At 67.1% G+C, this 12,194-nt stretch carries 16 protein-coding genes and 1 pseudogene; 10 read left to right on the forward strand and 7 right to left on the reverse strand.

The features are described from left to right. Positions 1-61: 61 nt before the first annotated feature. Entirely contained in the window at positions 62-331 is a 270-nt protein-coding gene (locus ACFWYW_RS52685) for a helix-turn-helix transcriptional regulator (protein ID WP_379624310.1), read from the reverse strand. An 83-nt stretch (positions 332-414) separates the two neighbouring features. Between ACFWYW_RS52685 and map the strand changes: the two genes are divergently transcribed. The 4 genes from map to ACFWYW_RS52705 all read left to right on the forward strand — a co-directional run bounded on the left by map (position 415) and on the right by ACFWYW_RS52705 (position 3,132). After that, positions 415-1,185 carry a type I methionyl aminopeptidase gene (map, locus tag ACFWYW_RS52690; protein ID WP_379624312.1) on the forward strand — a complete coding sequence of 257 codons (771 nt, stop codon included), beginning with the start codon at positions 415-417 and terminating at the stop codon, positions 1,183-1,185. Between the two features lie 152 nt (positions 1,186-1,337). After that, the gene (locus ACFWYW_RS52695) at positions 1,338-2,354 is read left to right on the forward strand and encodes a hypothetical protein (protein ID WP_379624315.1); all 1,017 of its coding nucleotides are present in this window, start codon (positions 1,338-1,340) and stop codon (positions 2,352-2,354) included. A gap of 46 nt (positions 2,355-2,400) precedes the next feature. Then, positions 2,401-2,835, forward strand: coding sequence for a hypothetical protein (locus ACFWYW_RS52700; RefSeq protein ID WP_379624317.1), 435 nt, complete (start codon positions 2,401-2,403; stop codon positions 2,833-2,835). Positions 2,836-2,997: 162 nt separating this feature from the next. Continuing rightward, complete coding sequence (locus ACFWYW_RS52705) at positions 2,998-3,132, forward strand: hypothetical protein (protein WP_379624319.1); 135 nt, start codon at positions 2,998-3,000, stop codon at positions 3,130-3,132. Positions 3,133-3,283: 151 nt separating this feature from the next. Here the strand turns inward: ACFWYW_RS52705 and ACFWYW_RS52710 are convergent, their stop codons facing one another. Both ACFWYW_RS52710 and ACFWYW_RS52715 read right to left on the reverse strand, forming a co-directional pair. Beyond that, positions 3,284-3,985 carry a hypothetical protein gene (locus tag ACFWYW_RS52710; RefSeq protein ID WP_379624321.1) on the reverse strand — a complete coding sequence of 234 codons (702 nt, stop codon included), beginning with the start codon at positions 3,983-3,985 and terminating at the stop codon, positions 3,284-3,286. Next, entirely contained in the window at positions 3,982-6,432 is a 2,451-nt protein-coding gene (locus ACFWYW_RS52715) for a glycoside hydrolase domain-containing protein (protein WP_379624323.1), read from the reverse strand. The genes ACFWYW_RS52710 and ACFWYW_RS52715 overlap by 4 nt, the downstream gene beginning before the upstream one ends. A 607-nt stretch (positions 6,433-7,039) precedes the next feature. On the opposite strand from ACFWYW_RS52715, the gene ACFWYW_RS52720 reads away from it, so the two are divergent. After that, positions 7,040-7,453: a hypothetical protein gene (locus tag ACFWYW_RS52720; RefSeq protein ID WP_379624325.1), complete on the forward strand. Its 414-nt coding sequence runs from the start codon at positions 7,040-7,042 to the stop codon at positions 7,451-7,453. 205 nt (positions 7,454-7,658) lie between these two features. On the opposite strand, the pseudogene ACFWYW_RS52725 reads toward ACFWYW_RS52720, so the two are convergent. The 4 genes and pseudogenes from ACFWYW_RS52725 to ACFWYW_RS52740 form a co-directional block, all read right to left on the reverse strand. After that, a pseudogene (locus ACFWYW_RS52725) lies at positions 7,659-7,736 on the reverse strand (hypothetical protein); the annotation flags it as partial. Positions 7,737-7,758: 22 nt separating this feature from the next. Then, entirely contained in the window at positions 7,759-8,409 is a 651-nt protein-coding gene (locus tag ACFWYW_RS52730) for an FAD-dependent oxidoreductase (RefSeq protein WP_379624327.1), read from the reverse strand. A gap of 31 nt (positions 8,410-8,440) precedes the next feature. Continuing rightward, positions 8,441-8,830, reverse strand: a complete 390-nt coding sequence (locus ACFWYW_RS52735) for a TetR family transcriptional regulator C-terminal domain-containing protein (protein ID WP_379624329.1) — start codon at positions 8,828-8,830, stop codon at positions 8,441-8,443. A gap of 166 nt (positions 8,831-8,996) precedes the next feature. Next, complete coding sequence (locus tag ACFWYW_RS52740; protein ID WP_379624332.1) at positions 8,997-9,413, reverse strand: hypothetical protein; 417 nt, start codon at positions 9,411-9,413, stop codon at positions 8,997-8,999. 391 nt (positions 9,414-9,804) lie between these two features. On the opposite strand from ACFWYW_RS52740, the gene ACFWYW_RS52745 reads away from it, so the two are divergent. From ACFWYW_RS52745 to ACFWYW_RS52765, 5 genes are all read left to right on the forward strand, one after another. Continuing rightward, a complete protein-coding gene (locus ACFWYW_RS52745) occupies positions 9,805-10,242 on the forward strand; it encodes a recombinase family protein (protein WP_379624334.1) in 438 nt (145 codons plus the stop codon). Further along, positions 10,239-10,427 carry a hypothetical protein gene (locus ACFWYW_RS52750; RefSeq protein ID WP_379624336.1) on the forward strand — a complete coding sequence of 63 codons (189 nt, stop codon included), beginning with the start codon at positions 10,239-10,241 and terminating at the stop codon, positions 10,425-10,427. The genes ACFWYW_RS52745 and ACFWYW_RS52750 overlap by 4 nt, the downstream gene beginning before the upstream one ends. Before the next feature lie 103 nt (positions 10,428-10,530). Next, the gene (locus ACFWYW_RS52755; RefSeq protein WP_379624338.1) at positions 10,531-10,893 is read left to right on the forward strand and encodes a hypothetical protein; all 363 of its coding nucleotides are present in this window, start codon (positions 10,531-10,533) and stop codon (positions 10,891-10,893) included. 100 nt (positions 10,894-10,993) lie between these two features. After that, a complete protein-coding gene (locus tag ACFWYW_RS52760; RefSeq protein ID WP_379624340.1) occupies positions 10,994-11,476 on the forward strand; it encodes a DUF4259 domain-containing protein in 483 nt (160 codons plus the stop codon). Between the two features lie 223 nt (positions 11,477-11,699). Next, a complete protein-coding gene (locus tag ACFWYW_RS52765; protein ID WP_379624342.1) occupies positions 11,700-12,029 on the forward strand; it encodes a carboxymuconolactone decarboxylase family protein in 330 nt (109 codons plus the stop codon). The last annotated feature ends 165 nt before the right edge of the window (positions 12,030-12,194 follow it).

Raw genomic sequence — 12,194 nt, forward strand, 5'->3', positions numbered from 1 at the left:
CTCCTTTGTCGCAAGCTTTGTAGCAACATGGTGCGACAAGCCTTGCGACAAAGTCAACGGGCTACGAGACGGCCTCCAGGGGTACGTCGCTGCCGCGCCAGCTGGCCGCCAGCTCCTGAACCGGCACATTGAGCGCCTCGCCGAGGCGGACGATCGTGCCGAATCCGGGGGACGGCAGTCGTCCGGTCTCGATCTTGCGCAGGGTTTCCGGCGAGATGCCGGCCACGTCCGCGACCTCTGCCAGGTCGCGTCCCGCTCGCGCGCGGCGCAACAGGGTGCCGAGACGCCGGCCGGCTTCGATCTGCTCAGGTGTGAGCGGTTGGCGGACCATGTCCCCAGCATAGGGTTGGTATTACTATACCGGCAAGTGTTAGGGTGCCGGTATAGTAATACCAACTTTGACGCGAGGTTTCCGTGATTGAACTGAAGACGCCTGCCGAGATCGAGCGCATGCGGGTGGCCGGGCGTTTCGTGGCCGAGGTGCTCTCCGAGATCGGCCGGCTCGCCGAGGTGGGCGTCAACCTGCTGGACCTGGAACGCCACGTGCGCGACATGATCAAACGGCGCGGGGCGGACTCGTGCTATTGGGACTACGCGCCCTCCTTCGGGCGCGGCCCGTTCCGCAATGTCATCTGCCTGTCCGTCAACGACGCCGTCCTGCACGGCCTGCCCCGCGACTACACGCTGCGCGACGGGGACGTGCTCAGCGCGGACCTCGCGGTCGGCATCGACGGCTGGGTGGCCGACTCGGCGCGTACCGTCATCGTCGGCACCGCCGCCGAGGAGGACCTGCGGATCATCCGCGCCACCGAGGAGGCGCTGGAGGCGGCGATCGAGGCGGCACGTCCGGGCAATCGCCTGGGTGACATCTCGGCGGCCGTCTGGGCGGTGGCGCGCGACTACGGCTATCCGGTCAACACCGAGTTCGGCGGCCACGGCATCGGGCGTACCATGCACGAGGAGCTCCACGTTCCCAACAAGGGCCGGGCGGGCCGCGGCCTGATACTCCGGCCGGGGCTGACCCTCGCGCTCGAACCCTGGTTCGCGCGTACGACCGACCGGATCGTCTACGACGCCGACGGCTGGACCATCCGCTCGGCCGACGGTTCACGCACGGCCCACTCCGAGCACACGATCGCCATCACCGACGACGTCCCCTTGGTGCTCACCCGGCGTGAAACGTAGCCTGCCCGCTGTGGACCGCGAGAGCTGTCCTTCTACGCCCCTCGTCGTAGCCGCCCTACCACCGCCGGATGCCTTCCCCGGTGCGACGACACACCGCGGGCCGGGCGGCGAGGATCGAGGCTCCACTCGCACGATCGTGAGGAGCGTCGGGGATGTCTTCCCTCATCCGCCATATCAGCCCTGTCCGGCCGGAGCGGGCCCGCGGCCTGGTCGCCGAGGTGTACGCGCAGGTGAACAGGGAGTTCAGCAGCATCGGCCCGGCGGTGATGATGTTGTCGCCGTCGGAGGAGTTGATGGCGGCCGGGTGGTCGCTGATGCGCGAGGCGCAACTGGCCGGCGCGGTACCGATGCTCGACAAGGCGGTCGCCGCCCTGGGCACGGCGCTGGCCAACGGCGTGCCGTACGAGATCGAGACGCTTGTGGTGGTGGTCCGCCGCCTGGGGGCGGGCGCGCTCGCCGACGCCGTCCAGCGTGGTGAAGGTCCGGCTGATGTACGGCTCGGCGCGCTGCTTGCCTGGGCTTCCTCCACCGGCGTACGCGAGCCGGGCGAACCGCCGTTCACCGGCGAGACCGCCGCCGAACTGGTCGGCACGGTCCTGTTCACTCATTTCATCAACCGGGTGGCCGCGGCGATGCTGCCCGCGGGCCTGACCCCCGGCACCCTGGACCCCGAGGACCCGCCCGCGTTCGACGACGCCCCGGTTCTGCGCGAGCCCACCGGCGACCTGAAGCCGGGCGCCACCCTGGCACTGCTCGACGGCCTGCCCTCGCTGGAGGAGCCCGCCTGGGCCGAGGGCACCCCGGTCGGCGCCGCCTACGCCGCGCTGACCGCGATCGCGGGCCAGGGCGCCGCGCTGCTCTCCCCGGCCGCGTCGGATGTCGTGACCGCCACGATCACCACCCATCGCGGGCGCCGCGTGCCCGCCGGCGCGTGGCTGGACCAGGCCCTGGCCCCGCTGGAGGGCGGGGGCCGGGCGGGCGCGAAGATCGCCATCCTGGCCGGCCTGGCCCCCGACGCCCTCACCGACGAGGACGTCGCGGAATGGCGTGCCAGTGACCGCCGCCTCAGCGACCACTGCACCACCCACCTGCTGGCCTACGGCGTGATCACCGCCGTCGAGGCCATCGAGACCGACATCGCCGCCACGCTCCGGCCGTCAGCCCTCTAAGGTCTCGGACCGGACACTCACCGAGCACACCCAGAAGGTCGCCATCATGGACGAGCTCAACGCTGCCGACGTCCCCGTCTCGATCGTCATCACCAAGCCGGGATATGACACTGTCCGCATCGGCCCCATCCCCGAGCACCACGCTCCGCAGTGGATCGCCACCCTGGACGAGGCCCGCGAGAGCATCACCCTGCCCGAAGGCTCCAGGTGGGAGATCGTGGCGTACAACCCGGCCTTGATCCACGAGCCGCCCACGGCCGCCACCACCGGGCCGTCGCTGATCCCGATCGTGCGTCAGCGCCTCAACGAGAGCGTGAGCACCGGCGAGGCCATGGATGCTGCGCGCTTCCCGGACGAGTACGTCCGCATGTGGGCCCTGATCGGCGAGGAGGAGGCCTACCGGCGGTGGCGCGACGCCGTCATGGAGGTGGACGCCGAGATCTTCTCCGCCAACGCTGCGAAGGACCAAGACGCGCGATGAGCGAGACCGCCGAACCAAGCTGCGTCAAGCTGACGCGCTGAACGACCTCCTCACCGCGCTCCCGGCCAAGTTCGGCATCCGGCCTGGCACCCACCGGCCGTCGCGTGCGGCAGAACCATTCAAGATCATTTTTACCCGGAAGAGCACAGTTCCGTCCCGTCCGTGGCAGGCACCCGCCACGGCCCCGGCGGCGTGGGTGACGCAGACGTCCAGGACGAGGGGCGGGACGTCCTGGACGTCCGGGTGGTGGGCGGGGACGTCCAGGGCGTCCGCTGTCGTGTGATCTGCCGTCCGTAACCCCGGCCTGCGCGAGCGCATCGAGAACCTGCGTCGGCGCCTGACCGCGCTGACAGTAGTTGGGCTTGGGTTCCGCGGCCTGAGCGGATGCTGCGGTGAGCACGGCACCCGCCGCCGGTTTTCATTCCCATGGTCTACCCGGTGGGGGTGTCTAGTGCTCGTTGCGGCGGGCGAGGCCGCGGGCTCGTACGGCCTGCTGGCGGCGTGCCGGGTCGGCGGGGTCGGCGGGCGCTCCGGCGGGGTCGTAGGGGCGTTCCCCGGTAGGGTCTCCCAGGCGCTTGGCCAGCTCCTTCAGCCGGGGGCTGGCTGCGGGCACGTTGATGTGGAAGTGGCCGTACTTGGCGGGTTTCAGGTCCCCACCCCAGGTGACCAGGCCATCGCAGTCGGCGATAATGTCGCCGACGATGCGCTGCTGATGCGGATAGAGGCCGTCTCCGCCGCCTGCTGGGAACGCCCCCGGATGCAGCGCCACCGCCGACCCCGACAGGTGATTGGATTCATAGTCGGCGTACACGGTCCGGTCGGTGGTGTGCCCGTGCAGCGTGGTTCCGGTGCCGTCGGTGAGCCGCTGGATCTCGTAGTGCCAGCGGCGCACCACGTGCAGCAGCACCTGCGCGGCGGCCGGATGCAGGGTGACCGTCCGCGCCGCCCCGGACACGTAGAAGGGCTGGACGATTCGCGGGTCGATGCGCCATCCGTTGCGGCTGGTGTCGCGGTTCCAGGTACGGCCGACCGCGCCGCCACCGCTTGCGGATGCTGATGCGGCCAGAGCCGTGGGTGCTGACCCGATCAGTGCCGCCACGGCGCCGATGGTGCCGCCGATGAGGACACTCCGGCGGGTGGGGGTGGTCACGTGGGCTCCTCGGTGGCGTCGCGGTACATTCGGTCGGCGATGGCGTGGGTGAAGCTTTCGAGTTCGGCGAGGGGCAGGTCGTCGGGCATCTCGCCCTTGAGGATCAGTTCCCTGGCCAGGGCGTAGACGATGGCGTTGCCGAGCATGTCCTCGCCCAGCATCTGACCGGTGATGCGGGAGCGTGCCGTGCCCTGGTCGCTCTGGAACCGGCCCTTGAAGAAGTTGCGGTAGCGGTGGCGGGCGTGGACGCTCGGATTGGTGGGGGAGTAGTAGTGGGTGAGGACGTCGGAGAACAGCAAGTCCGGGTTGCCGAGGAGTAGCTGACTCAGGCTGAGGGCGTCGGCGTCGGAAAGGTAGTCGTCCAGTGCCCACGCGCTGGAGTGGGTGGTGCTGGCCAGGTAGCGGTTCACCATCTCCGCCCCGGACAGATGCCGGTAGGTGTTGCGCCATTCGACGTACAGGGTGATCGCGTCACCGAACCAGCCGGTGGCGTCCCCCATCCGGACCTCGTCGCCGCCGCTGGTGGACTTCAAGTAGCCCTGCACATTGGAGATGCAATGCTGCATGTCCAGGGTGATGCCCAGGATCGGATCCCTCGGCCAGGCGTTGTTCTCGGTGAGGGCCCCGGCCTGGCCGGCGGCATAGTTGTTGCGTTCGGCGTCTGGGGCGCCGAGTAGTTCATTCCAGTGAAGATCAATGTACTTGTACTGCCGGAAGAACAGGCACAGATCCTGGCGCTGGTCGGCGATCGCCAATGATTCGCCGTTGTCGCGGCGGTAGCGGGCGAACGCGTTCTCCAAGGCTTTGACATACCCCATGAACGCGGTGATCTCCGCGTACTGGTCATCCTTGAGGTGCAGGGACTTGACGGCCGGGTCGTAGCCGTCGCCACGCCACACGTTCTTGTCGAGCCCGATCGGTGTGATGTTCCCGTCGATGAACCCGGTCCCGTTGGCGGGGTTGAACTCGTATATCTGGCTGAACGACCAGTTCTGCGGCATCGGGAATCCCAGGTTGCCGGAGAATTCGAACGACATGCCGGACACGAACGACCACCTGGCCCCGGTCGCCTCCGACACCCGCGTGCACACGTTGCGCGTGCCGTACACCCCGAACCAATACCAGCCGCCCTTGTCGGCGAGGGCCTTGCGGACGCCGTTGAAGTAGGGGATGACGAACTGGCTGATCTCATGGTCCTGGGCGTCGTAGTCGACGGCGAAGTAGATGCACGCGCCCTGGAGCATGTGGTGCTCAACCATCTTGTCGTGCGCCTTGCCGGCCTGGTCGTAGCCCTTCTGGAAGGTGAAGTTCTCGGGTACCGAGCCGTTGTACTGGAAGATCGGCATGAGTCGCAGCCCGGCGTCGATGATGGTTTTGGGTTCGCCGGGAACCAGGGCCTTGCCGATGTAGTAGGGGTCGTCGGGCGGCAGATGCTCATCGAGGTATCGGCCGACGACCTTGTAGCCCTTGGCGACCAGGGCTTTGGCTCGCTCGGGGGTGATGGTGACGGAGGTGTCGGAGCCGGTGGCGGCCCGATACTGGTCCCCCCGGGAGATCAGCAACTGCGCCCAGGTGTCGAAGGTGGCATTGCCACTGGTGGCCAGCAGCATGAACTCCTGGTAGTGCCGGAGCCACGCTGCGGTGTCGGCGGTGAATTTGCGGCCGTTGCCGACACGGCGGATCGTGTCCCAGGGAAAATCGAACGTCTCGCCGCCGGACCCGTACGGTGCGCCCTTGTAGGCGGGAGAGTTGAAGTAGCAGGCCGCGTGCAGCAGGTAGGTGAGCTCGGAGGCGGCACTGTCGGTGGTGAGGGTGTGCTTTTTCAGTTCCCGCGTGGTGCCGTCGCCGAAGTAGCCGGTGATGTCGGCGGGGTTGAGGCCGAGGCGGTATTGGATGGCCATCATCAGGCACTGCTGGGTGACGCGGTCATAGTTGCCGTCGCAGGGCGACAGGCCCATCGCCGGTACCACGCCCAGCCGTACATAGTCACGGTTGAGGGTTTGCTGGAACTCTCGGATGACGCCGTCGCCGCCGGGTATGAGCCGGAACTGGTCCATCCGCAGGAGCGCTTTGGTGACGTGCGCCCACATGCGAGGCTCGATCGGGTTCTGGGTGTCGGGCAGGCCCATGTCCCCGAGGAGTTCGCCCATGGAGAGCTTGGCGCGGTGGTCCCAGGTGCCCGCGTTCGAAGAGCCGTAGTACCCCTTGCACCACAACGCGTAGTTGTAGATGCGCAGGATGTTCGTGTTCGTCTGCTGGGTCAGATCCGGCTTGATGCCGCTCGCCACCTTGGCGAAGGTGCCGGGCCCGAAGTTCTGCACCGTCGGGGAGATGCCCAGTTCATGCTGAAGTGCCTGAGTGAGGGATAACACGACGCCCCAGCCGGTGCGGCCGTCCTCGATACATCGGATGTAGCCGGGGGCCTTCCCGAGGTAGGTGGCGTTCACCCACTTTTGCGCTTCTAGGACGTTGGGGTCTGCCATCTCTACCTTTCCGCCTGCATCAGTGCCGAGGGTTGTGGGTGCGTGACTCATGAGGCCCGGGTGCCTCGCGAAGGCACTGTGCAGGACTCATCGTGCTGTCCGCCGACCAACTCCTGGCCACCGGGCCCGGGGTGGGCTGCGGCCTTCTTGATCACGACGGAGATGGTAATGACACGCGCTTTAGATCTGCTTTATGTAAGGGGGGCCGGAGGCTGGTTGCATGAGTGGTCGCTCGATGAACGTCCACCGGAGGCGTGCCCGAGCTGCACACTCCCGAGCTGCTGAAACGAACCCGTGAAGCGTCCCTCCCCGGTGGGATGGCACGGATGCGGCTGTTCGGCTGAGCATGCGCTGTGCCCGGTGGTGGGCATGGTGCAGGTGGTACGGCAGGCCGGTCGCCAAGGGAGGCATCCGTTGCCGCTGCAGCGCAGCATCTATCCCGTGGCCAACGGCCTGCCCACGACCACCCCGTCGCCGCGCCGGAGTTTTGTCGTATCCAGGCGACATCGTTCGTAGCCAGGATGAGAGGCCGCCCATCCGGGGCGCAGCCACGATCGCAGGAGATCCGACCATGCCGCACCCACAGGTCAAGATCCACCGCATGTTCGAGCTCGTCGAGCCGATCGCCACCGTCACCTTCTCCGAGGTGCCCAACGCGGCGTTCCTGGCCGTCGGCATGCGCACCTACTGGGACGGGTACTTCGCGGGCCGGGCCGCGCCGCTGGGGACGGCACCGGCCGAGGTGGTGCACGCGGTCCTCTACAACTTCGCCGATGGCGAGGTGGCCCGCCACATCCCCTGGGTGTGGGGGAAGATCACCCCGCGGGAGGCGATCGCCGTACGCGAGCCAGGCAGCGCCACCGCCCCGCGGCAGATGCTCGGCGAGCTCGCCGCGATCCGGTGGCTGGCCGAGCGCCGTTACCTGTCGCTGCGTGGCGACCCGATGCGGCGCGGCGACACTTCCGCGGCCGGGATCGGGCGTTGAGGTCAGTCCGAGAAGATCGCGCGGCGCAGTGGGGGAGCAGGCCGCACAGCCGGAAGAACGTCCTTGCGATGGTCCGGACCGCGCGGCTGCGCAGGGTGGCCAGGCGCAGGTACGTGGTCGCGGCTCGTACGGCGGCGAAGCCGTTCTCCAACATCGTGCGCTCGTACCCGGCGATGGCGGGCAGCAGGTCGTCCTCACCCCGGCCGACCGCGATCAACGCGCGGCGCAGCGCGTTGGCGTCGTCCAGCGCGGCGTTGCCGCCGAGCCCGCCGACCGGTGGCATGGAGTGGCATCGCCCAGCAAGGTCACGTTCGTGGTCGGCCAAGGCGCTTACCGCTGATCACCTCCTCGGGCAGCCACGCCGCCCCTTCGCCGAGCGGGAGTTTGCCGCCGATCCCGACGCCGGGTGCGGGGGAGCGTCGCGCGTGCGGCAGCAGTTGCCGGCGTACGCGCGAGTTGGCCCCATCCGCGCCGACCAGCAGGTCGCCGATGGCCGTGGTGTCGTCGGCGAAAAGGGCGGTGACGGTGCCGTAGGCGTTGTGCCGGTAGCCGGTGAACTCCTTGCCGAAGTGGACGATGTCATCCAGGCCGGCGAGCAGCAGCCGTCGTAACGTGATCCGGCTGACCGCGTGCGTCTGTTCGGCCGGGTCGCGCTCCGCGGGCGGGGTGTCCTCTCGCATCAGCAGCCGAATCCGCTCGGTGAACACCCCCATCCCGGAGCCAGGATCACCGGCGGTGGCCACCAGGATGTGCCAGAGGGGCGCGGGAAGGCAGTCGTGAAGCGCCCGGCTGCCGACCGGTTCGATGTTGAGCCGGTATCCCTGTACCCGGGCATCGGGCGCGGCGTCGCGTTCGTAAACCGTGACGTCGATCCCGGCGGCGTGCAGGCCCTGGGCCAGGCACAGGCCGCCGATGCCGCCGCCGACGATGACGACCCGGAGTGGACATGCGGACATGGAATGTTCCTTCTGCTGGGGCCGACGGGGGTCAGGGGCGGATCAGCAGTCGGTCGAGAAGTTCGAGGACGTCGCCGGCGCGGCTGGAGGCCAGGCTTGCTCCCTTGACGGTGGCGATGATCAACTCCGCTCCCGTTGCCGGATCGACGGCTGGGGCCAGCGCGCCGGTGGCGGCGGCATCGGCCAGCAGAGCGCGCAGTGAGTCGCGCCAGCCCTCCTCCCGGCTGGCGATGATCTCCTGCAGCTGGGGGTCGCGCCGGGCCCGCAGATCCAGCTCGCGCAGGACGATGTGGAGCTCGGGCTGGTCGATGACCTTCTGGCGGAGCGTGGCCAGGTGCTGCCGCAGGCGCTCCACAGGGCCGCCGTCCGGCGGGGTGGTCGACCAGAACTGCCGGGTGGCATGGTCCACGACCGCCACCACCAGATCCTGCTTGGTGGGGAATTGGTGATGGATCGAGGATCCGACCGGCGGGCGGCAGCGGTGACGGTCGCTTTGGGGGCATCGAAGCTATCCGGCCCCAGGGCTGCACCGAGACGGCGCAGCCGTACGCGCTGCTCGTCGAAAAGCTGTTGTAGATCCTCCGCCGTCACCAGGGGTATGGGACGGTGGGCCTGTTGCCCCCTATCGGCAGCACCCATTCGGGATAGTGCAGGGGGATGTACGTCCTGACCAGGAGTTGCAGATACCCCTGAGCGTCCTTGTACACCCAGACCAAGGCCCCGTCGGGGATCTTGTACCAGTGGGTGGGGATGTAGCGGTACCAGAAGCCGTCCACGTTGAGCGAGGGGCCGTTGACGGGGTTGTAGCCGGGCGGACCGTTCTCCGGAACGACGAAGAACATGTTGAGTTCTACGCCGTTGAGGTTCAGGAAGCGTACCCATCCTCCCCCCAGAAGATTGGCGGTGCCGGGCGGAGCCGTGAATGCGGCATCTGCGCGCTGCACGAACTCCGACTCGGCCATCAGCTCAGGGATGAAGACATCGCCCCAGTCGTCTGTCTTCATCGCCTGATTTTCAGTCGGCAATCTGAACTGGTACATGTCATCCCTCCTGGGCCTGTGTGGCGACGACGCTGCAAGCATTCGCCGTCGGCATCGACATGTCCACGGAGGAATTCCTAGCGTGCGGGCAGTGAAACAGTGCCGCCGGCGTTGGCCGCGTTCATTGAAACTTTCTCCGAAGCAGATGCGGTGGCTCTTCACCGAGCCCTGCCTGACGCCCGCCGTCTCGGCCGCCACGACCTGCTGCCCTCGACCAGCGAGGTACCGCCGTCTACCTGAGCGCCTCGAAGTCACGCGACTTCGGAAGCTGACAGCCATGGTCGATGCCCGTAGGCGGGCTCACATCCGACCTGGTGTTATGTGGGTGTTCGCACAGGACTTCGGATCTTCCTGATTGGAACTGGAACGGCGCGACGCGCTACCGCCCGGTGTCCTCGAAAGTAGACACCGCCGGAAAGTCCTCGACCTCGTGCACGACTTGTCCGAGCGCGGCGTCAGCATCCGCTCCCTGGTCGACCCACTCCCGATCAACACCACCGACGAGGGCATGGCCCGGATCGCCCTTCTCCTGCTCGCGCCGTTCGCCGAGATGGAACGCACCTTCACCGCCGAGCGCGCCGCTCACGCCCGCACCGTCGCCGAGGCCGCCGGCCGCCAGGTTGGCCGACCCGTCACCCACCCCGAAGACAAGATCGAGTACGCCCGGCTCCGCAAAGCCGAAGGCCGCTCCCTGGGTACCATCTCGGCCAAGACCGGCATCCCCAAAACCCCGCCGCACCGCTACATCAACGCCTCTCCGACGACCGCCACTCGCGCCCGGAGGACCTGGTGAGCAGAAGGAGATACGTGGCCAAAGGCGTGCCCGGCGGTTACCGGATCTGGAACAACAAGGCACAGCAGTGGTGGGGGGATCTCTATGAGCTCTGCCCCGACGACCTGCTGGCCGAGCTGAACGGCGACGCGAACCCCGAGAAAATCACGGCGCTACTCAAGCGATACCGGGCACTCAAGCGCTGACCACCGTCCCAGAGGACGCTATTCCGTGCAATCGACTTCGGACATCCACTTCGGAAAGCGACCACTGGAACTACATCCGGAGTTCGCCGGAGAGGATACGAGGATGACTGAACTGATCGACATGAGCGAGCGCGAGTACTTCAGCCACTTCGCCAAACGCACCGGCATGTTCATCGGCCGCCCCTCGCTGAAGGGCGTGACGGCATTCCTGATCGGCTACGACCAGGCTGCTCGCCGACATGGTGGGCCCGGGCTCGACGGCTGGCGCGAATGGCTGATGGCCCGCGATCACGTCGGCACCAATCTCGTCTGGGAGGCCCAGATCCAACAGATCGCCCTCGGCGAGACCGGATTCAGAGCGGACCTGACTCCGGAAGAGGAGACCCACGTCACCGGCGTTCTCTTCGACCTGCTCGACAAATTCCTGGCCGACCAGGAACGAGCCCGCCAGAACCCGCAGACCTGAGCAGAAACCCACGCGCTGCTCTGTCGAAGCGAAGGTTGAATGATCGTGATAGCTCTTAGCCTCGGACGAGTCTGCACGTTTACAGAAGGAGAGGGTCAACGTGGAAGTTCCGCCTTGGGACACCGGACCATTCGAGAGCGACGAAGCCTACGACGACCTCCATGACCTGGAGGAAGCCGACGATATGGCCACTGCGCTTCACGGGCTCATGAGCGGTCTCGATGCAGAGGCCCACCTCTACCTCGGGGATGTCGAAGGCCCGGTGGCCGCTGCCTGCCTCGTTGCCTGTCGGGTCGCCGGGCTTACGCCGGACGAGGAATGGGCCGTTGAGTGGCTGAAACGAAATCCGTTCCTCGCCGACGCCACCCTTCGCCGGCTCGCCTCATCCGTCCTGGACATAGCAATGCGTCCCGACGACAACGATCTGTACGACTCGTGGCGGACCCCTGAAGCACGCGAGCGCTGGCTTCAGGACCTTGACGTCTACCGTGGCGCCTTAGCGCTCCACACTTCTGGTGCAGGAGCACGGTCCGATTCCGCGACTGCCGTTCGCCATCGAAGAAGTCCAGATCGGACGAACTGAGTACGGGGGTCACGGTGGGCACCCGCTGGGTTCCCATCGTCCCTCCTGAAACTCGTCGTCGAGCATAAGCATCCCTGATAGCCCCTACAGAAATCATCGTTGGTGGTGAACCTGATCGGCAGAGCAGAATGCCCACATGTCTAGTTCCACAGGTCCTCAGGCCGACACCACTTGTCCTTCTCGCGAGCATCTGACTGTGACGCCTTCTCCAGAAGCTTTCCGCATGGCCAGAGCCGACGGAAATGAGCGCCTGCGCAGCAGCGGGCCGCTGTTTGAATCCTTCTTTTCGTTGGACGGAGCAGCGTACGCGCCCGGCTCCCTGCCCGTCTCGGTCAAGGAACTGCTCGGCCTCGTGGTGTCCGTGATGAAGGACTGCGAGGAATGCGTCTACTACCACCTCGAACGATGTGACGAAGAGCGGGTCGCTCGTGAACAGGTGCTTGAGGCGCTGCAGATCGCCCTTGTAGGAGGCGGGTCGGTCACCATTCCGCTCCTTCGCCGAGCCGTCTCCTTCATGGAGAAACTTCCGGCCCTCGGCGAAGACAGAGCGTGAGTGAAGTGCTCTGGACGGCCTCGTCGGGTGAAGCGCGTGGCGTCGCCTCGGTGACGCCGGTCTCTCACCCCTAGGAGCTGTTTCTTAGATCAGGTGCGGAGCCAGATGGCCAGCGCTGCCAGGGTGACGGTGCCGTGGAAGATGTAGGCGCGTTTGTCGTATCGG

Origin of the sequence: Nonomuraea sp. NPDC059023, assembly GCF_042740095.1 — a bacterium.
Taxonomy (GTDB): Bacteria; Actinomycetota; Actinomycetes; order Streptosporangiales; family Streptosporangiaceae; genus Nonomuraea.